This is a genomic window from Terriglobus aquaticus (assembly GCF_025685415.1).
Lineage (GTDB): Bacteria > Acidobacteriota > Terriglobia > Terriglobales > Acidobacteriaceae > Terriglobus > Terriglobus aquaticus.
The window spans coordinates 280194-299406 of the sequence record NZ_JAGSYB010000001.1 but is presented as its reverse complement, the minus strand read 5'-3'; the positions used below and the strand labels follow the sequence as shown (position 1 = coordinate 299406).

Below are 19213 nucleotides of genomic sequence, written 5' to 3'. Positions count from 1 at the left end.
GAGAATAGTGGTGGAGGCGATATGCGGGTCCTGGTTGTCGATGACGAGGTTCGACTGGCAGAGAATGTTGCACGAGCTTTGCGGGAAGGTCCAGGCTATGCCGTGGATGTTGCGCACGACGGAGCCGATGCAGTGCAGCTATGCGGCTCGAACCTGTACGACCTGGTCGTTCTGGACCTGATGATCCCGAAGGTAAGTGGAGACGAGGTCGTACGCCGGATGCGGGCGGCGCGTCATACCAGCCCGATCCTGGTCCTAACCGCGAGGACAGAGGTGGGCAAGACCATCGATCTGCTCAATCTCGGTGCCGATGATTACATGACCAAGCCCTTCGATCTTGGGGAGCTGATCGCCCGCGCGGGTGCGCTGATCCGACGCGGTAAGGGCGCCAGTGAACCAGCCCTGCGTTTTGGTGTAGTGCAGCTCCATACGAGCGAACAGACCGTCCAGGTCAATGGGAGCCGAGTCGATCTGTCGCCTACGGAGTACCGCATTCTTGAATACCTAATGTTTCGGCCGCGCGCTGTGATCTCAAAGCGTGAGTTGCTGGAACACCTCTATGACTTCACCTGGGAGCACCATTCCAACGTCGTGGAAGCGCACGTCTCCAATCTGCGCAAGAAGCTACGCATTGCTGCCAACGTGGATTTGCTGCAAACCCTCCGTGGCCGGGGGTATCGATTGGCGGAGGCTCCTTGAAGGGCAATTCCCTTATCAAGCGAGCTGTAGTTGCGGCGATTGCTGCCCAACTGCTGTGCGCGGCCGTGTTGTCTTCTGCTGCTCTCCTGCACGAGTTCCACACGCGCGTGCACGCCCTTGACGTCCAGGTCGAAGGCAGGGCCGATTCCCTGTTGGGCGCCGTACAGGACGCGGAGGACGTGGACGCCAGCGTGACAATCGATCCAGCGGAGCTGAAGCTTCCTCCGCGCGACATATTCGCGGTCTACAACCAGGGTGGCCGGTTGCTGGGCTCCTCTCCGGGCGCTCCGCCCACACTCATCGTGCGCGAAGAAGCAGGCTTTAGAGAGGTTAGCTTGCAGCATGAGAAATACCGTGTCTTCCAGCGAGATGCCGTTCGCGTGATCGATCGCGCCGAATACGGTGGGGTGGGTCTGCGCCGTCCCGTAACGCTGGTCTATGCCGTGCCGGAAGGGCATCTGCGTCACGAGGTGTTTGAGGCCACGAGCTTCTATATCGTGACGATCCTGCTTGCGACCGGAGCTATGGCGTTTGCGCTTCCGCCGCTGCTTCGTCGAACGTTGCGGCCACTGGCAGACCTCGCTTCCGCCGCAGGCGAGATCCATGCGCCGGCCTTTCCCTTCGATCCGCCGGCCTCTGCAATGGAGCTCAGCGAACTTCGTCCGCTCACACAGGTCCTCAACGATTCCATCGGCCGAGTTCGCGCTTCGTTTGCACGGGAACATCAATTCGTCAGTGATGCCGCACATGAGCTTAAGACCGCAGTAGCGGTCATCCGCTCGTCGGCGCAGTTGTTGCTACTGAGGCGCCGGTCCGAAATGGAGTATGAGGCGGGGCTCAAAGAAGTGGTGGATGACGTGGAAAGGCTGGAGACTCTGATCGCGCAGATGCTCGAATTAGCGCGCGTTGAGGAAGCTCGGGAGCCTGATCTTCCCACCATCGATCTCGCAGACGCCGTGACCCGTGTGGTGCAGTTGGTGAAGCCCGTAGCGGATCAACGGCAGGTGACTGTAGAGGTGGTGGCTAAGTCGGGCACGCGTGTTCGCATGCGCCAGGATGCGGCAGAGACGCTCCTTTCCAACCTGCTGATGAATGCACTTCAACACAGCACAGCAACATCGCCTGGGATTGTTATCTCGGTCGTTCAAAGCACTGCTCAATCAGTCCAGTTGAGTGTGGCCGATGGTGGCTCCGGGATATCACCGGAGGCTCTTCCCTACGTCTTCGAGCGTTTCTACCGGGAGGATCGATCGCGCTCCCGGGAGACAGGAGGCACGGGATTGGGCCTTGCTATCGCGAAGTCCATTGTGGAATCGGCGGGGGGCAGCATCCGAGTGGAAAGTACACCGGGCGTGGGAACGACGATGCACGTGACCTTCATAACCGCTTAAGGTGACGGCCGGATACTAGTTTCCGCTCCCCTCGGAGCCTGAGGAAACCATGAACCGACTTCGATTTGGCTCCCTTGCTGTTGCCGTGGCGTTCGGGCTGCAAAGCGCTCCCGCGCAACAACCCTACCAGGTACTCGACCACTGGAAGATTGGCGGTACGGGCGGATGGGACTACCTGCTCGCGGACTCCGCAGCGCACCGGCTATACGTGACGCATAACTCGAGAGTCGAGGTGCTGGATACTCAGACGGGCGCTGCTGTCGGCGCAATCTCGGGTCTGAAAGGCACGCACGGTGTCGCTCTGGATGACGCGGGGCAGTTTGGCTACATCAGCGACGGTGGTGCCAACGCAGTCGTGGTGTTCGACCGCAAGACCCTGGCGACGGTCGCAACCATTCCCGCCGGAACCAATCCAGACGGGATCACCTTTGAGCCGGTGACTAAGACCGTCTGGGCTTTCAATGGCCGAAGCAACAACGTGACGGTGATCGACACGGCCAGTCGCAGTGTGATCGCGACGATCGCTCTACCGGGCAAACCCGAGTTTCCACAGCCGGACGGACAGGGCCATGTCTTCGCCAACATTGAAGACAAGAACAGCATCGTGGCACTGGATAGCCGGACGAAGGCGCTCACCGCGACCTGGAAGCTGAGCAACTGCGAATCTCCATCGGGTCTTGCGATCGACCGCGCTCACAGCCAACTGTTTGCGGTCTGTGATGAGAAGAAGATGGCGGTGGTAGATACGAAGACCGGCAAGCAGGTTGGCACCGCCGCTATTGGGGATGGACCGGACGCGGCAGCGTTTGACCCGAAGCACCAGCTTGCTTTCGCGTCCTCCGGCGACGGCGTGCTGACAGTGGTGGACACGAGCTCAGGGTTCAAGACGATCGAATCCCTGCCCACCATGAAGGGCGCACGCACCATGGCGTATGACGAGGCAGCCGATCGTGCCTATGTCGTGTCTGCCGAAATGGGCGCAAGACCAGCCGCAACCGCTGCCAACCCAAGGCCTAGACCGGCGATCCTACCCGACACCTTTCAGGTGCTCGTCATCGGACGCAAGTAAGCGATTACGAACGAAGAAGCGCCCGCCATAGGCGGGCGCTTCTGTTTGGGTCAGGCTCGCGCGGCGGAAGGCTCGTGATTCCGCGTAAGGAAGAAGTAGATTGCGGGGGTGACTACCAGGCTGAGCAGCATCGATATGGTCAGTCCGCCTATAACCGCGATCGCCAAGGGCTGGAGCATTTGTGAGCCGGCCCCCAATGCGAGAGCCAGCGGCAGCATGCCGGTGACGGCCGCGAGCGCGGTCATCAGGATTGGTCGGAGGCGCCGCTCCGCCGCCATGGTCATGGCTTGCCGAGCATCTGCACCTTCTGCACGAAAACGCTCATCGGCATCCAGCAGCAAAATGCCGTTTTTCGCGACGATGCCGATGACCATAATGAGGCCCATGAACGAGGCCACGTTGAACGTCGTTCCTGTAAGCAAGAGAGCAGCGACGACGCCGGCAATGGAAAGCACGGAAGAAGCCAGGATGGCGAGCGGAGCCGCAAAGTTCCGAAACTCCGCAAGCAGAACACCGAACACCAGGATGAGCGCGAGGAGCAGCACCCGCAGGAGTTCCGAAAACGACTTCTGCTGTTCCTGGTACGTGCCGCCATACTCCACACGTACGTTCGGCGGCAGGTGCATTGCCTGCACGCGGGCCTGGACCTGCTTCACCGCCGATCCAAGATCCGTTCCTTCCAGCCGAGCCGTGACCGTGACCAGCCGCTGAAGATTCTCACGGCGAATCTCATTCTGTGGGGGAAGCTCGGTGATGTTGCTGAGCGATTCCAGCGAAGCTGTGCGACCTGTGCTGGAGTTGAAGACCGTGTTGCGAATGGTCTCCAGGTTCTGCCTCGTCTCGGGGCCCAGCCGCACGCGGATCGTGTAGGGACGGCCGTTCGCGATCAACGGATCGTTGACCGTGACGCCATCGAGGATGGAGGTCGCGTCCTCCGCGATTTCTGTGGGTGTAAAGCCCAGGCGGGCGGCAAGTTGTGGATCAACCTGGAACGACGTAGCGGGACCGCTGATGGTATTGTCGACGCCGTTCTCTACGTCGACCACGCCCGGCACCTTACCGATCTCTGTTCCAACGCGTGGACCCAAGTCAGCCAGCAGCGCGGGATCCGTAGCGAAAAGCTTGATCTGAATCGGCTCTGGCGCGTTCGACAGGTCGCCGATGTTGTCCTGCAACACCTGCGTAAACTCGACGTCCAGTTCCGGTTCGGTCCTCTTGATCTTTGCGCGGACGTCCGCGATCACCTCGTCGATGCCGCGGCTGCGGTTGTCTTTTAAGCGGACGCTGATGTCACCCGTATTGGCCTCAGTCACGGCCGCAAAGCCCATCTGCAGACCAGTACGGCGGCTGGTGCTTTCCACCTCCGGCGTCCTCTTCAGGATCTTTTCGACATGGTCGAGCACTGCGCCGGTGGAGGCCAGCGAGCTTCCGGCTGGCATGACATAGTCCAGGATGAAACCACCCTCGTCCATCTCTGGCAGAAGGTCGGAGCCGAGACTTCGATACGTGAAGAAGGTGCCTACGGCCAGGAGGAGGCAAAGCAAAGCCAGCCAAAGCGGCCGTGTCAACGACCACTGGAGCGCGCTTCGGTGCCACGCGTGAATCCGGCCGAGCACACGGCCTCCGTCACTATGTGCGCTCGCCTTCGAACCTTCTGCGCCGCGGCTCTCGCCAAGCAGCAGCAGGGCGAGTCCCGGTGTAAACGTCACTGCGAGCAGAAGAGAGGTGAGCAACGCTGCGGTCATCGTCACGGCAAGCGCGCGAAAGAAGCTGCCCGTCACACCTGTGACGGCGATCAGCGGAAGGAAGACGACCACCGGTGTGATCGTGGAGCCGATGAGCGGTCGCGATATCTCATGCAGAGCTTTTGCCACTGCAGCGGTGCGTGACTCCCCTGCTTCACGGTGCAGCACAATGTTTTCGACAACGACGATTGCGTCGTCAATCACCAGGCCGATTGCCGCGGCCAGGCCTCCCAACGTCATCAGGTTGAAGCTCTGCCCGATAAGCCAGAGCACCAACACCGTCGCAGAGACCGTGACCGGTATGACAAGGCCAGCGATCAGCGAGGAACGCCAGTCCTTCAGAAACAGGAGAAGAATGATGCACGCCAGCACCAGACCGATAAGGATGGCGTCGCGCACGCTACGAATGCTCTCCCGCACGATTTGCGACTGGTCGTAGAAAGGCTCCAGACGCACGTCGTTCGGCAAGTCTTTGCGAAGCTGGGCGATCTCCGCAGCCACGCCATCCGCAACAGCGACAGTGTTGCTACTTGGCTGGCGTGCGATGTTCAGGAGCACCGCTGGCCTACCGTCCGCGCGTACATCGGTGTACACCGGCATCGCTGCTGGGACGACAGCAGCGACATCACCCACGCGCACGGGAGCGCCACCCGCCGTGGTCTTTACGGCAAGCTGCTGCAGGGACGGAAGGTCGTGCGCTTGCGCACCAACCAAGCCAAGCACCAGTTGATGATCCTGCTCATACAGGCCGGGCGAGTCGATGATGTTGGAGTTCTGGATGGCGTTGGTCAGGTCAAGGATCGTCACGCCCGCGGCCTGAAGCTTCGCGAGGTTCGGAACCACGTGATACTCCGGCACCTGGCCACCCTGGATCGTTACGGTGCTCACGCCATCGACGCGGTTCAAAGGTGGCTTCAGCGTGTAGGTTGCCAGTTCCCAGAGCTCAGTTTGTGACATCCGGTTCGAAGTAAGGCTGTAGCCGAGAATCGGGAATGTCGCAAAGGTCAGGCGCGTCGTGCTCAGCTTGGCTGTTGCGGGCAGAGACTGCTGCACCTTGCTCAAAGCCGCGTCGACCAACTGCTGCGTGCGGAACATGTCCACCGACCAGTTGAAGAACAGGCTGACTTCAGCAGAGCCTCGGCTTGTGGTCGAACGGACCGTCGCCAGCCCAGGAACGCTGTTCACGGCGTCCTCAATAGGCTTTGTGACGGTCACCTGCATCTGTTCGATCGGGGTTACGCCGTTATCGACCCCAATGACGACGCGGGGAAAGTTGGTTTCCGGGAAAACCGCAATGGGCGTTCTGTAGAAGGCGTAGATGCCCGCGAGCATCAGTGCCACGGCCGCAAATAGAACGACACGGACAGAGCGCAGCAGCCAGTAGTCTGCTTCGGGCTTCGGCGCTGAGGAGAGCGTGTTCGGCGCCATCAATCCTTATCCTTGCCGTCGTCGCCAGATTTCGCATCGTCATCATCGCCCGGCTTACCGATCTTGATCTTGGTGCCGTCATCCAGACCGTAGCCGCCATCGGTGATGACGTTATCGGTGGGCGCAATGCCAGAGAGTATCTGCACCGCATCCGCGGTACGAATGCCGAGAGTCACAGCTTTGCGGTGCGCGGCCCCATCGGCTCCCGCGACCATTACTGCCGAACCACTTTCCTTGCCCGGGACGATGGCCTTCGCAGGCACCTGCAATGCGTATGGGACCGTGGTGCCGGAAAGCACGACGTGTACCGGAGTCCCAACCTTGAGCCGTCCATCAGCGTTCGTAAGCTTGAGCCAGACCTCAACGGTTGTCGATCCAGGATCGAGCGCGGGACCGATGAAAGACACCGTGGCTTCTACTGCGTCGTCCACACCTGGAACGTGGACCTCAGCTTTCTTTCCCAGCGACAGCTTCTGCGCGGCTGCCTGGGCCAAGTGCAGCTTGGCCAGAAGCGATGACGTATCCATGACGGTGATGATCGGCGTTCCCGCTGCCGCAGTTTCGCCGGGGAACATCGGTCTGTCTGTCACCACACCGTTGATCGGGCTGTGCAGGTTGGCGTAACTGGCTTGCGCTTGCGCGTTGACCAGACGCCCCTTTGCGGACGTGAGTTGACCTTGCGCCGTCTGTGCGTCCGTCTTACGGGTCGTCCGTGCAACGTTCACGGCGTGGACCTGCGCTGTCTCGTACGCGGCCTTTGCTTGTGCTTCAGCGGCTACAGCGGTGTCGACGTCTCGGCCCGAGATAGCCCCCTGCTTGAAAAGGTTCTGGCGCTCCACCGTTGTTCTGTGAGCCACTTCCAGAGCCGTCTTCAACTGCGTCGCGTCAGCCTGTGCCTTGGTCACTTCTTCCGGCACGGTCGCCTGCGTCATAGCGGTGTAGTTTGCTTCCGCTGACAGCACTGCTCCCCTGCTATCGAGAGCGCTGCCCTGCAAATCGCGGTCCTCCAGGGTGACCAGCAGTTGACCGCGGCGAACGTGTGCGCCGCGTTGCACGTACTCGGCACGAATCGGTGCACTGATGCGCGGGGAGATCGCCGCCTGAGACAGAGGTGCAAGCAGAGCGTCTGCAGTGATCTCTTCTGAGATATCTCCTCGCGTGGGCTGGGCTACCTGCACAGTTACCGCCGGATCCGGCGCTTCCTGTTCCTTCTTTTTGCAGCCCGAAACGGATAGGAGGGCAAAAGCCAGAACTCCAGCAGTCGACAACAGGCGTGTGGTAGGTGTGCGCATTAGAAGGTACCCGTAAGCGTCTGCAGGTTTGCCAAGGCGAGCTGGTACCGAACGTTTCCGTCGATCCTGGCGTTCTCGGCCGAACTCAACGTATTCTGTGCGTCCACAACTTCCAGCACGGTGCTCTCCCCGTTGATGTATCGCAGTTCCGTGAGTCGGAGACTTTCGCGTGCGGTGGTCACGCTGGCGTCCAGAGAGGCAAGCTGCTTATTCGCAGCTGCGGCCTCTGCATAGAACTCTTGCAAGCTCGCTACCGCGCGCCGCTGTGCCGTCGTAAGCACTGCCTTCGCAGCCTTTTCCCGGATCCTGGAAATCTTGATCTTTCGCTCCGTTGAAAGCCAGTCCCAAACCGGGATATCCACTTGAGCACTCATGGCGTAGCCAAGATTCCGAATGCCGTCCGGACCGTTCACTCCGAAGTTCGTCGCGTCGATACCGTAAGTGAAGTTCAGATTCAGCTCTGGCAGCAGAGCCGATTGGGAGGAGAGCGTGTCCGCCTGGCTGCCCAGCAGCGACGCTGCAGCACTGCGAACTTCCGGGTTGTTTTTCCGGGCAAGCTCTTCCACGCTGCTTCTCTCGGGCAGCATCGGGGGCGCTGCCGCAGCGGTCAGCGTGAAAGGCGTGGATGGGTCCGGGTAGAGGAGAACCGCGAGTTCGAGACGTGCCTTCTGTGCGGCAACCTCAGCATCCAGTAACTCACGCTGCCGTTGTTGTTGTGTGAGCTGCGCTTTCAACACATCGGCGTGAGCAACCTCGCGTTGCGCCTCACGCTTCTGCGTCGTCTCCACGAAGTGGTCCGCTTCGGCGAGTGCTTCCCTGGCAATATCCAGCTTGCTGCCACCGGCACCCACGCCGTAGTAGAGAGACACCACGGTGCTGACCAGACCTCGTCGCGCAATCTCCAATTCCGCTTCTGCTCGCGCGGCGTTCGCGTCCGCAAGCCGGATCGCTGCGATCTGCCCAAGGCCCAGCGTCTCGTTGAACACACCTTGGCTCGCGTACTCCCGGACTGCGTTATTGGCGATGAAAACTGGTGAAGGGGCGTCGGTCACCTGGCCGATACGGCTGGCCGGAACTCCATTCGGTTGGGTATAGATCGCCTGGTTGTGATACGTGGCCGTCGGCAGGACTGCCGTCCTTGCGTTGGTACGCTCCAGGCGGGAGACGTCGCGGTCGGCTCGTGCCGCAGCAAAGGCTGGTTCGTTCGCCATTGCTCGAACGATCGCCTGTTCGAGCGTCAGTTCTGGCGCGGCTGTTGTGGAAACGGCAGTTTGCCCGCCTGCGAAGGAGGCGAGCAATGACAAGCCTGCTACGGTGAGCCTCAATCGCTCGTTATTCTTCCAATACATCTGCCGTCGATGCTAACCAGGCCTACCTTAAACAATGCTTAAGAGCACAGGCGCGGTGCCGCTCAGCAACACTAAGGCTCCTGGTTCAGGCACTACACCATGGAGCGAATCTTCTTGCCGTAGGCTGCAGTGTAGCTGCCGAAGTCGGACGCCTTGTCCTTTGCCGTGCTAAACGCATCTGCGAGCTTGTCGGAAACATCACCGTAGGTGTCTGCCGCCGAGTCAAGAGCATCGGACGCAGAGTCCACGCTGTCGCCGTACAGCTTCTTCGACTGCTTCGCAACGCGCTCGGCCTGGTCCTTCAGGTAGTCGCTGGCGTCTTCCAGGTAGTCGGTCGCGTTGTCATAAACCTTACCCAGCTTCTTGCGCGTGCGATCGCCCGACTGCGGAGCGTACAGCAAAGCAACGGCTGCACCAGCAGCAGCCCCGATTCCGAATGCAATCCAAATGCTCTTTGCGCTCATAACAAGTCTCCGATCCCGTGCAGCGCGGGGCTGCCGTTTGCTGTGATTCCCCGGACAATCGTCAGGTTGCAACTGAGGTGGATCTGTTGACTGCAGGCTGAAGCTAGAGCCCGGCGAGCTCCCGCGCTCGCATGAAGATCCGCGTGAACTGAGCGCGATCGAGCCGCCCTGTGTTGGTATTGCGCAGCGAGGGATGGTAGCTGCACAGCACCACGGTCCCGTTAGGCATCGTGTGCTCCACGCCGTGGCCGAAGTTGTACACGGACGGCCGTTCGATGACCCCCGTCCGCTGCAGATGACGAAGGTAGCCATCAAACCCGATACGACCCAGTGCGACGATCACGCGGACGCGGCGGAGCACGGCAAGTTCAGAAGAAAGATGGACAGAGCAGTTGGCCTGTTCCTGCGGTGTGGGCTTGTCCGCGGGCGGAGCGCACCGGCAGACGGAAACGATCCGGATGTTGCGGAGCCGCAGACCGTCCTGCGCGGAGGTCGCCTGCGGTTGCGTTGCAAATCCGGTGTCGTACAGGACCGGGTACATGAAGTTACCCGCGCCGTCGCCGGTAAAGGGACGCCCTGTGCGGTTTGCACCATGCGCTCCCGGAGCCAGGCCCACGATCACCACGCGTGCAGCGGGATCTCCGAAGCCGGGTACAGGCCGCGCCCAGTACTTCCAGTCCAGATACGCCCGACGTTTCGTCTGGCCGAGAGCCGTGCAGTACTCCCGTAACCGAGGGCAGCGTTCACAGGTGACGATGTTTCCCGCGATAACGTCCAGGGCAAGCTGGATGGACGCGCGGCTTGGGGCTGGCATTCTCTCACCATGCTACTGTGGGGACGTCGCTGGCGCCGCCGACGGAGCCGCAGAGAGCACAGGCATGGGACCCATCCGAAGGCGAGGAAACGACGGCCACCGTGCGCACCGGTCCTGGACCTTTGGGCGTTCGGGATGGGCAACCGCGATGGTGATCGCTCTGCTTCTGCTCGGCTTCGGCCTGCTCTGGCATGCGCATCAGCGGGCCAAGTTCCACCAGCTCACCACGCCAGAGATACCGCAGACGACGTCTGCCCCAATGCCAGGCGGGCAGGAAGCGATCCTGCTGTCGCGGGTGGCCCTGGTGAACGATGCAGAACCGGAGTTCGTGAGCGCCACTGTACTTCCGGGCATCGGTATGCAACTGCTACAGGCATCGCTGGCCGTGCCGGAGCAATCCGTGCAGGATCTGCTGGCGTCGGTTCCAGTGAGCGACGCCGCCCAGATGCCGCCCGACCGGGTGACGAGCGCACCGTTCCATCTGAGGATCAGCACTCACCATCTGCGGGAGAAGCCGGCTGGGGACGAAGACCTGATCGGGCTGAGCCCTGCGACTGACGCCAAGAATCAGACTCTGGTAGACGGTGGGCAGGCTGCGGGAAACTTTGGATCTTCGAACAGCCGGAGCGGTGTCTCCGCGACGGTGGAGATTACGCTTTCGGGACGGCAGATCGACATGGTCGCACGCGCGACCAACCACTCCGAGGAAGGCCGATTTGTCGCCTTTGAGTGGAACCCGCGATTCGCGCTTTCTGCGATTGGCGGAAACCAGGCACGGCTCTATGTGCCGTCCCACACGGCGCCGGGCAAGCTTCCAGGATCGTCCGCTACCGGCCCGAACGGAAAGTTCGCTGCCGAGGGGGGCGACGCACTCGGGGAAGCTCCGTTTGACCTGCACTTTACGCTCCTGGGACACGATTATCTCAGCGACGGAACGTACATTCGGCTCCAGAATGGAGACAGGTTCTACCTCCGCATCCTGGGGCTTGGGGACAGCTTGCGCAGCGTTCACGCTGTGAACGACCCGGCGTCGCACACTCTTCTGCTCGGCGTCAGCAGCATGGACAGCAGCAGCGAAGCGGAGCAGCAGGACCAGACCCTGCGGCCCGGGCAAACGATGCAGTGGCATCTCCGGATGGAGGTGCTTGCGGTGAAAAGCCCGCTGGGACCGGACAGCGCTCACTGACGCGCAAGGAGCACACTGGCGAGCGGTCGCCTGCGACACTCCACAACCGGCGCGACCGCCGGTTTGACCCTGCGGATGAAGGTTCGTACCATAACAGGAGCCGTCGGCGGATCAGACCTCCGCGCCAACCACACGGCGAAGTTCCTGAGAAAAGGCTCCCACTTTGACAGACGAAGTCCTGGAAACCAGCGCAACCCCGGCCGTAGCCGAGGCGCAAGACAATGCCCCTGAAACGAACGCTGCGCAAACCGAAGCGCCTACGCACCAGCACGACCACGATCACGCCGGCCACTCGCACGGTCCCACTCTGAACCCTGAGCTGCGCCGCGAGATCTTTGTCGAAGCGCCGGCCGACGCGGTCAGCAAGACCTACGCGAAGATCGTCAAGCGCTACCAGAAGCAGGCTCGCTTGCCCGGTTTCCGTCCCGGCAAGGTGCCTGAGATCACGGTGCGCAATCGCTTTGCACGCGAACTGCGCCAGGAAGTGATGGAAGCGCTGGTCAACGACCGCTTCCGCGCCGCAGTCGAAGAGCAGAACCTGCAGCCGATCAGCCAGCCCCAGGTGACCGAGCTGAACCTGTTTGACGGCCAGCCGCTGCGCTTTCGCGCCGAGTTCGAAGTAGCTCCACAGATTGACGTGACGGGCTACGAGGACGTGCGCGTCGAGAAGCCGACGACCACGCTGGACGACGCCGAGTACAAGGCTGAGCTGGACCGCATGCTGGAGTCCTACGCCACGATTGAGACCGTTGAGGAAGACCGTGAGCTGCAGGACGGCGACTGGGCGGAGATCCAGTTCACCGGCAAGCGCCGTGAGACCGACGGCGGCACGCCTGATCCCAGCATCGCGGAACGCACCGAAGACGTTCAGGGCGAGGACGTGCTGGTGGAGATCGGCGGCGCAAACACGCTGCCCGCCTTCAACGAAGCGCTGCGTGGCAAGAAGGTCGGCCAGGAGTTCGAGATCGAAGTCGAGTATCCCAAGGATTTCGGCGATCTGCGCCTTGCCGGGCAGACCGTGAACTACGAAGTGAAGGTCAGCGCCATCAAGAAAAAGGTGCTGCCGGAGCGCGATGCGGAGTTCGCCAAGCAGTTGGGCGAGTTCGACAGCTTCGAGGCGTTCGAAGCCGACCTGCGCGATCGCGCCACCAAGCGCAAGCAGAGCGGGGCCGACCAGGAAGCCAAGAGCAAGCTGGTCGACGCGATTGTCGAGCGCTTCAACTTCCCTGTTCCCGAAAGCTTCGTCCAGCAGCAGATCGACGTTCGCCTGGACCGCGGCCTGCGCGCACTGGCACAGCAGGGCATGACGGAAGACCAGATGCGGCAGCTTGACTTCGTCCGCCTGCGGGACGCGCAGCGCGATGAGGCTGTCAAGGAAGTCAAAGCTTCGCTGCTTCTGGACACGATCGCAGCGAAGGAAAATATCGAGGTGAAGGAAGAGGATCTGCAGCGCGAGCTGATGATGATGTCGATCCAGAGCCGGCAGCCGTACGAGCAATTGCGCGAGCGTATGCAGCAGGATGGCAGCATCCAGCGCATGCGCGAGCAGATGCGCCGCGAGGCCACTGCGACAGTGCTCTATGACAAGATCGCCTAACCGGTACGCGTGAAGAAAACGAGGAGAGTATGGGTCTAATTCCAATGGTGCTCGAGCAGACGAGCCGAGGTGAGCGTTCCTACGACATCTACAGCCGTCTGCTGCGCGACAACATCATCTTTCTGGGAACACCGATTGATGACAACGTCGCCAACCTGATCATCGCGCAGCTCCTGTTCCTTTCCGGCGAGGATCCGGAGAAGGACATCCAGCTGTACATTAACTCTCCGGGTGGTTCGGTCTCGGCCGGTCTGGCGATTTATGACACGATGCAGTACATCAAGAATGATGTGTCGACTCTGTGCATCGGCCAGGCGGCCAGCATGGGAGCCTTTCTGCTGATGGCGGGCAAGAAGGGCAAGCGCTTTGCCCTGCCGAACTCGCGCATCCTGATCCACCAGCCCCTTATCATGGGCGGAGGTATCCAGGGCCAGGCTACGGAAATCGACATTCACGCGCGCGAGATTCTCCGCCTGCGTGAACGGATGAACCGCATCATGGCGCAGCACACCGGCCAGACGTTCGATCAGGTTGAGAAGGACACCGACCGCGACTTCACCATGGGTTCCGAGCAGGCCAAGGAATACGGCCTAATCGACGACATCATCACCCGTCCTCGCGCCTAAGCACGACGGAAACTGAAGAGAGGAAAACGGATGCGCTTGGCGCATCCGTTTTCCTTTTATTTGCCGGAGGACGGAGCTGGCCGGATTCCGGTGTACTGCGCACTGATCAGCTTCCAGCCGGTGCTTTCCCGGTGAGCGACGAAGAGGGCGCGAATGGCGCGGGTGCGAGTTCCACCATTCCCGTCTGGCATCTCGTAGGAGGTCTTTAGCGTTTCCACGGCGACGTCGCTGAACACGCGGACCTTTTCTTCGCTCACAGTCATGGGAGGCCATGCAGTTTTCTTTTCGGGGGCGTAGAACCCGAGAAAGCGATCGTGCTCGTCCAGTTCCCCTGCGGGCGAGATCTCGAAATATTGTGGGTCGACCAGTTTCGCTAGTGCGTCTGCGTCATACGCCTTCTCTGCCGCGAAAAAGCGCTGCACCAGCGTCTTCACTTCTGCCTCTGGGCTTGCCTGTGCCTTCGCCATTGGAGCGACGCTCGCGGCGACTAGCAGTAACGCCGCTATACCAACTCGCATGATGAATCGACTCCTCCGCACGCAGTATTGCAGGTGTGCTTCGGATCACATGTGGAAACTCGGGTACGCAGAGACGCGTCAGACTACTTCCGAGCGCCAAGTCCCCTGCCGGCCGTTGTAGACTTGTGCGAGCGGTCGCATCGCCTCTGGCCCGCTTTGTGGAGCTGCCTCTTCCTTTATGAAGACCAAAGGTTCTGACGACTCGCTGCGTTGCTCGTTCTGCCATAAGACGCAGGAGGCCGTCGCTAAACTGATCTCCTCGCCTTCGGACTACCCCCGCGCTTACATCTGCGACGAGTGCGTTGCTGTGTGCAACAGCATCCTCGAGGACGACCGGAGTGAGACGAGCCCCGGCGCCGCGCCGGCACACCTGCCCAAGCCGCACGAAGTAAAGGCGTTTCTGGACGAATACGTAATCGGCCAGGAGACGACGAAGAAGAAGCTGGCGGTTGCGGTTTACAACCACTACAAGCGCATTCAGATGAACCGCCAGCGCGGCAACGACGTGGAACTTGCCAAGTCCAACATTCTGCTGGTCGGCCCGACCGGCAGCGGCAAGACGCTGATGGCCCAGACCCTGGCGAAGATGCTGGATGTCCCGTTCGCCATCGTAGACGCCACCACGCTGACCGAAGCCGGGTACGTGGGCGAGGACGTCGAAAACATTCTGCTGAAGCTGTTGCAGGCCGCCGAGGGAGATGTGGCGCGTGCCCAGACCGGCATTATCTACATCGATGAAATCGACAAGATTGGCCGCAAGGACGAGAACCCCTCCATCACCCGCGATGTAAGCGGTGAAGGCGTTCAGCAGGCACTGCTCAAGCTCCTGGAAGGCACCGTCGCCAACGTTCCGCCGCAGGGCGGCCGCAAGCACCCGCACCAGGAACTCACCATGGTGGACACGACGAACATTCTGTTCATCTGCGGTGGAGCCTTTGTAGGTTTGGAACGCGTGATCGGCCGGCGCGTGGGCAAGAAAGCTCTTGGTTTCAAGACCTCAGGGATGGGCGAACCAGAAGTCACCCCCATCCGGCCGCAACGCGACACGGAGCTGCTGCGCCAGGCAGAACCCCAGGATCTTCTGAAGTACGGCTTGATCCCTGAATTTGTGGGCCGTCTTCCCGTTCTGGGAATCCTGGACGAACTGGATGAAGCGGCGCTGATCGATATCCTGACCCGCCCCCGGAACGCCATCCTGAAGCAGTACGCAAAGCTGTTCGAGTTCGAGGGTGTTCGCGTCACCTTCACGCCAGAGGCAGCTCAGGCGGTAGCGCATGAGGCATTGCAGCGCAAAGTGGGCGCTCGCGGGCTTCGGATGATCCTGGAAGAGCTGATGCTGGACCTGATGTACACCATTCCGACCAACAAGAAGATCAAAGAACTCGAAGTAACAGCGGAAATGGTGCGGAAGCGGAACATCACCATTCCCCAGGTGATGCTGGAAAAAGCAAGCTAACCGCCTGAACGTTCTGTGCATAACAGCAAAAAGGCCCGCTTCTAAGCGGGTCTTTTTTGCTGTTCGTTGCCAACGTGCAAGGGTTACAACGGGTTTACAATCACGACGGATGGCGTCCGACTAACCGCATCTTCGCGGTGATCCGAGCGTCTAAATGAGGAGATATGCCCAAGCCTACCGAGCAGCCGAACGGCGAAGTCTACAAGCTCCCCATGATGCCCATCCGCGAGATGGTGATCTTTCCTCATATGATGACGCCGTTCGTGGTTGGCCGCGAATCCAGCGTGCGTGCACTTGAGGAGGCGCTGACCGGCGATCGCAAGATCTTCCTCGCCACCCAGCACGACGCCAGCGTGGACGAACCGAGCGCAGACGACATCTTTGAAGTCGGCGTGATCGGCAACATCGTCCAGAACGTGCGCATGCCGGACGGGAACGTGAAGGTTCTGGTGGAAGGCGTGGAACGCGCCAAGACGCTGGAACTGAACGACGACGACGGCTTCTTCGTTGCCACAGTGAAAGTAGGCCGCAACAGCCTGACCATGACGCCGCAGGTAGAGCAGTTGATGCAGCGCGTGCAGGGCTTGTTTGAGCAGCACCTTAAGCTGCAGCAAAGCTTGAACTACGAGACCGCCGTGGCTTCCGCCCGCACGGACGATCCGACCAAGCTGGCCGACACCATCGCCGCCAATCTGCAGCTTTCCATCGAAGAGAAGCAGGAACTGCTGAACATCTTCGATCCAGTGGCCCGCCTGAACAAGGTGGCTGACGTACTCGACATTGCGATCGAGAAACTGAACGTGGACCGCACGGTCCAGTCGCGCGTGAAGCGGCAGATGGAGCGCGCGCAAAAAGAGTACTACCTGAATGAAAAGATCAAGGCCATCCAGAAGGAGTTGGGCCGCGGCGAGAAGAGCGAGTGGGACGATCTGAAGAAGAAGATCGACGCGGCTGGTATGCCGAAGGACGTTCTGGAGAAGGCACAGCAGGAGCTGAAGAAGCTGGAAGCGATGCCGCCGATGTCCGCGGAGTCGACAGTCAGCCGCAACTACCTCGATTGGCTCCTCGCCGTGCCGTGGAAGAAGAAGTCCAAGGATATCCGCTCGATTGAGCATGCCGAGCGCATCCTGAACGAAGATCACTACGGCCTGGAGAAGATCAAGGACCGCATTCTTGAATTCCTCGCCGTACGGCAATTGGTGAAGAACCCCAAGGGATCGATCCTCTGCTTCGTCGGACCTCCGGGAGTCGGCAAAACGTCCTTGGGTATGAGCATCGCGAAGGCGACCGGCCGCAAGTTTGTGCGGATGAGCCTGGGTGGTGTGCGCGATGAGGCCGAGATTCGCGGCCATCGCCGCACCTACATAGGTTCCCTGCCAGGCCAGATCATCCAGTCGATGAAGAAGGCTGGTACCAAGAACCCGGTGATCATGCTCGACGAGATCGATAAGATGGCGGCGGACTTCCGCGGCGACCCGGCAGCGGCGCTGCTGGAGGTGCTCGACCCGGAGCAGAATGCCACCTTCACCGACCATTACCTCGACGTGGAGTACGACCTGAGCCAGGTGCTCTTCGTCGCCACCGCCAACGTGCTGCACACCATACCGGGACCGCTGCAGGACCGCATGGAAATCCTGCGGCTACACGGGTATACCGAGGTGGAGAAGCTCGAAATCGCTAAGCAGTACCTGATCAAGAAGCAGTTGGAAGGCACCGGCCTGACGGCCGAGAACCTTGAGTTTAGCGACGAGGGCCTGCAGGCGATCATTCGCGGCTGGACGCGCGAAGCGGGCGTGCGCAACCTGGAGCGCGAGATCGGCAACGTGTGTCGCAAGGTCGTGCGCCGCGTGGTGAAGGCGACGAACAAGAAGAAGCCCGAGGTGCATGGCAAGGAGACGCTGACGGCGGAGAACGTTCCGGACTTCCTGGGCGTCATGAAGTTCCGTGACTCGGCGGTGCAGGAAAAGAGCGAGATCGGCCTGGTCACCGGCCTGGCCTGGACGGAAGTCGGCGGCAGCATTTTGCAGACCGAAGTTCAGGTGCTGGACGGGAAAGGCAAGCTGACCACCACCGGTCAGTTAGGCGACGTAATGCAGGAATCTGCGCAGGCGGCATTGAGCTACGTGCGTTCGCGGGCGCAGCACCTTGGTCTGCCGAAGGAGTTCTACTCCAAGCTTGACATTCACGTTCACGTTCCGGAAGGTGCGATTCCGAAGGACGGGCCCTCGGCAGGCATTACTCTTGCCACCGCATTGACCAGCGCCTTGACGAAGATCCCGGTGCGCCGCGACATCGCGATGACAGGCGAGATCACCCTGCGGGGCAAGGTGTTGCCGATTGGCGGCCTGAAGGAAAAGCTTCTAGCAGCACACCGCGCCGGCATCTTTGAAGCGGTGCTCCCAGCAGAAAACCGTAAGGACTACGCCGATCTTCCTCAACTGATCAAGGAAAGCATGAAGCTCCACTTCGTGGAACAGATGGACGAGGTTCTGCAGATTGCGCTGGACGGCAAGCTCCCGGAGCTTGCGGAAGAGCAGCCTGCGGCGTTGGACGCATCGAAGCTGCCCGGCATGCCTCCGCCGGCCTCCGCCACGAGCACACCGGCCCAGCCGCACCAGTAGCTAAGGCCAAACGGCGAACGGCCCGGAGGATCTCCGGGCCGTTCGCCGTTGTGCCGCAGTGCGTCACTCTGCAAAAGCGACGCTCATAACCTGCTGCTCTCAGCTCTTGCGGGTAAACAGGCCGCCGATCAGCGAGATCACCCAGACAATGGCGAGAATGTGGATGAGCAGGCTGGCACCATGAGTGAAGACCTCACCCAGGATCCAGACCAGAAACAGCACGCCAGCGATCACAAGAAACATACGTTGCCTCCTTACGGCATAGCACCGGCGCGAACTGCGGCGAACGGTTGCGTTGCTCATTGGAGAGTAGCAAGGGGTGCAGCGTTGTATGTGCATGCGAGGACACCTCCGTCGCCGGCAGCAACGGCAGACGTGCCTGAAGGCATCTAGTGCGGCAGTGGCGCTAGCGTGCGCCTATCAAAGTCCGCGAGGTCTATCCCGTGCTTATTCTCCTGATTATCCTGGTGCTGCTTGCGTTCGGCACGTCGCCTATCCTTCCCTACAGCCGTGGATGGGGATACTATCCCAGCGGTGGACTTGGACTGATCGCGGTCATTGTTCTGGTGATCCTGCTGCTGAACGGCGGTTTGCACTTCTAAAGGTGATTGGGCGGCGGCCATTGCGACCGCCGCCCTTATGCTCTTTTGCCACCGACTGCGGGTAGGATCTAGCGCAGGCCACCGGCGATGCTGGGGATGAACATCACTTCATCACGGTCCTGGAACTGGTAAGTGTCTCCGCCCAGGAAGCGGATGTCTTCGTCATTGACGTACACGTTGATGAACTTGCGAAGACGTCCATCTTCGTCCTTGATGTGCGAGCCCAGTTGCGGGAACTTCGTTCCCAGATCCTCAACCAGGGCGGGCAGCGTAGCCGCTTGCGAGTCCACCTGCTTTGTCCCGTCAGTGTGGCGGGCGAAGGCGGCTGGAAGCATGACACGGATTGACACAGTACA

At 60.8% G+C, this 19213-nt stretch carries 16 protein-coding genes and 1 pseudogene; 9 read left to right on the top strand and 8 right to left on the bottom strand.

What is annotated here, in order from left to right; all coding sequences use genetic code 11:
* Positions 1 to 21 precede the first annotated feature (21 nt).
* The 3 genes from OHL12_RS01350 to OHL12_RS01340 are packed head-to-tail and all read left to right on the top strand — an operon-like array spanning position 22 to position 3159.
* Positions 22 to 699, top strand: coding sequence for a response regulator transcription factor (locus tag OHL12_RS01350; RefSeq protein ID WP_263412044.1), 678 nt, complete (start codon positions 22 to 24; stop codon positions 697 to 699).
* Positions 696 to 2090 carry a sensor histidine kinase gene (locus tag OHL12_RS01345; RefSeq protein ID WP_263412043.1) on the top strand — a complete coding sequence of 465 codons (1395 nt, stop codon included), beginning with the start codon at positions 696 to 698 and terminating at the stop codon, positions 2088 to 2090. The genes OHL12_RS01350 and OHL12_RS01345 overlap by 4 nt, the downstream gene beginning before the upstream one ends.
* Positions 2091 to 2139: 49 nt before the next feature.
* Positions 2140 to 3159 carry a YncE family protein gene (locus tag OHL12_RS01340; protein ID WP_263412042.1) on the top strand — a complete coding sequence of 340 codons (1020 nt, stop codon included), beginning with the start codon at positions 2140 to 2142 and terminating at the stop codon, positions 3157 to 3159.
* A gap of 50 nt (positions 3160 to 3209) precedes the next feature.
* Here the strand turns inward: OHL12_RS01340 and OHL12_RS01335 are convergent, their stop codons facing one another.
* The 5 genes from OHL12_RS01335 to OHL12_RS01315 all read right to left on the bottom strand — a co-directional run bounded on the left by OHL12_RS01335 (position 3210) and on the right by OHL12_RS01315 (position 10251).
* On the bottom strand, positions 3210 to 6332 hold the full coding sequence (locus OHL12_RS01335; protein WP_263412041.1) for an efflux RND transporter permease subunit: 3123 nt from the start codon (positions 6330 to 6332) through the stop codon (positions 3210 to 3212).
* Positions 6332 to 7624 carry an efflux RND transporter periplasmic adaptor subunit gene (locus OHL12_RS01330; RefSeq protein ID WP_263412040.1) on the bottom strand — a complete coding sequence of 431 codons (1293 nt, stop codon included), beginning with the start codon at positions 7622 to 7624 and terminating at the stop codon, positions 6332 to 6334. The genes OHL12_RS01335 and OHL12_RS01330 overlap by 1 nt, the downstream gene beginning before the upstream one ends.
* Complete coding sequence (locus OHL12_RS01325; RefSeq protein ID WP_263412039.1) at positions 7624 to 8973, bottom strand: TolC family protein; 1350 nt, start codon at positions 8971 to 8973, stop codon at positions 7624 to 7626. The genes OHL12_RS01330 and OHL12_RS01325 overlap by 1 nt, the downstream gene beginning before the upstream one ends.
* Positions 8974 to 9065: 92 nt before the next feature.
* Entirely contained in the window at positions 9066 to 9437 is a 372-nt protein-coding gene (locus tag OHL12_RS01320) for a YtxH domain-containing protein (protein ID WP_263412038.1), read from the bottom strand.
* A gap of 103 nt (positions 9438 to 9540) precedes the next feature.
* Positions 9541 to 10251 (bottom strand): uracil-DNA glycosylase, encoded by a 711-nt coding sequence (locus tag OHL12_RS01315; RefSeq protein ID WP_263412037.1) that lies wholly within the window; start codon positions 10249 to 10251, stop codon positions 9541 to 9543.
* A gap of 64 nt (positions 10252 to 10315) precedes the next feature.
* On the opposite strand from OHL12_RS01315, the gene OHL12_RS01310 reads away from it, so the two are divergent.
* The 3 genes and pseudogenes from OHL12_RS01310 to clpP all read left to right on the top strand — a co-directional run.
* Positions 10316 to 11437 (top strand): hypothetical protein, encoded by a 1122-nt coding sequence (locus OHL12_RS01310; protein ID WP_263412036.1) that lies wholly within the window; start codon positions 10316 to 10318, stop codon positions 11435 to 11437.
* 163 nt (positions 11438 to 11600) lie between these two features.
* Positions 11601 to 13034, top strand: a complete 1434-nt coding sequence (gene tig, locus OHL12_RS01305) for a trigger factor (RefSeq protein ID WP_263412035.1) — start codon at positions 11601 to 11603, stop codon at positions 13032 to 13034.
* A gap of 23 nt (positions 13035 to 13057) precedes the next feature.
* Positions 13058 to 13660 (top strand): annotated as a pseudogene (gene clpP, locus OHL12_RS01300) (ATP-dependent Clp endopeptidase proteolytic subunit ClpP); the annotation flags it as partial.
* Positions 13661 to 13716: 56 nt separating this feature from the next.
* On the opposite strand, the gene OHL12_RS01295 reads toward clpP, so the two are convergent.
* Entirely contained in the window at positions 13717 to 14178 is a 462-nt protein-coding gene (locus tag OHL12_RS01295; protein WP_263412034.1) for a nuclear transport factor 2 family protein, read from the bottom strand.
* 178 nt (positions 14179 to 14356) lie between these two features.
* Between OHL12_RS01295 and clpX the strand changes: the two genes are divergently transcribed.
* Complete coding sequence (clpX, locus tag OHL12_RS01290) at positions 14357 to 15634, top strand: ATP-dependent Clp protease ATP-binding subunit ClpX (RefSeq protein WP_263412033.1); 1278 nt, start codon at positions 14357 to 14359, stop codon at positions 15632 to 15634.
* Positions 15635 to 15798: 164 nt separating this feature from the next.
* Positions 15799 to 18255: an endopeptidase La gene (gene lon, locus OHL12_RS01285; protein ID WP_263412032.1), complete on the top strand. Its 2457-nt coding sequence runs from the start codon at positions 15799 to 15801 to the stop codon at positions 18253 to 18255.
* Positions 18256 to 18354: 99 nt separating this feature from the next.
* Here the strand turns inward: lon and OHL12_RS01280 are convergent, their stop codons facing one another.
* Entirely contained in the window at positions 18355 to 18498 is a 144-nt protein-coding gene (locus tag OHL12_RS01280; protein ID WP_263412031.1) for a hypothetical protein, read from the bottom strand.
* A gap of 200 nt (positions 18499 to 18698) precedes the next feature.
* Between OHL12_RS01280 and OHL12_RS01275 the strand changes: the two genes are divergently transcribed.
* Positions 18699 to 18857, top strand: coding sequence for a DUF3309 domain-containing protein (locus tag OHL12_RS01275; protein WP_263412030.1), 159 nt, complete (start codon positions 18699 to 18701; stop codon positions 18855 to 18857).
* Between the two features lie 68 nt (positions 18858 to 18925).
* Here the strand turns inward: OHL12_RS01275 and OHL12_RS01270 are convergent, their stop codons facing one another.
* Positions 18926 to 19207: a MoaD/ThiS family protein gene (locus tag OHL12_RS01270; RefSeq protein WP_263412029.1), complete on the bottom strand. Its 282-nt coding sequence runs from the start codon at positions 19205 to 19207 to the stop codon at positions 18926 to 18928.
* Between the last annotated feature and the right edge of the window lie 6 nt (positions 19208 to 19213).

Bases quoted from the DNA above. Each gene is read 5' to 3' on its own strand.
- OHL12_RS01310 (WP_263412036.1), top strand. From the start codon at position 10,316: ATGGGACCCATCCGAAGGCGAGGAAACGACGGCCACCGTGCGCACCGG.
- OHL12_RS01320 (WP_263412038.1), bottom strand. From the start codon at position 9,437: ATGAGCGCAAAGAGCATTTGGATTGCATTCGGAATCGGGGCTGCTGCT.
- lon (WP_263412032.1), top strand. From the start codon at position 15,799: ATGCCCAAGCCTACCGAGCAGCCGAACGGCGAAGTCTACAAGCTCCCC.
- OHL12_RS01330 (WP_263412040.1), bottom strand. From the start codon at position 7,624: ATGCGCACACCTACCACACGCCTGTTGTCGACTGCTGGAGTTCTGGCT.
- OHL12_RS01280 (WP_263412031.1), bottom strand. From the start codon at position 18,498: ATGTTTCTTGTGATCGCTGGCGTGCTGTTTCTGGTCTGGATCCTGGGT.
- clpX (WP_263412033.1), top strand. From the start codon at position 14,357: ATGAAGACCAAAGGTTCTGACGACTCGCTGCGTTGCTCGTTCTGCCAT.
- OHL12_RS01335 (WP_263412041.1), bottom strand. From the start codon at position 6,332: ATGGCGCCGAACACGCTCTCCTCAGCGCCGAAGCCCGAAGCAGACTAC.
- OHL12_RS01325 (WP_263412039.1), bottom strand. From the start codon at position 8,973: ATGTATTGGAAGAATAACGAGCGATTGAGGCTCACCGTAGCAGGCTTG.
- OHL12_RS01315 (WP_263412037.1), bottom strand. From the start codon at position 10,251: ATGCCAGCCCCAAGCCGCGCGTCCATCCAGCTTGCCCTGGACGTTATC.
- OHL12_RS01350 (WP_263412044.1), top strand. From the start codon at position 22: ATGCGGGTCCTGGTTGTCGATGACGAGGTTCGACTGGCAGAGAATGTT.
- OHL12_RS01340 (WP_263412042.1), top strand. From the start codon at position 2,140: ATGAACCGACTTCGATTTGGCTCCCTTGCTGTTGCCGTGGCGTTCGGG.
- OHL12_RS01295 (WP_263412034.1), bottom strand. From the start codon at position 14,178: ATGCGAGTTGGTATAGCGGCGTTACTGCTAGTCGCCGCGAGCGTCGCT.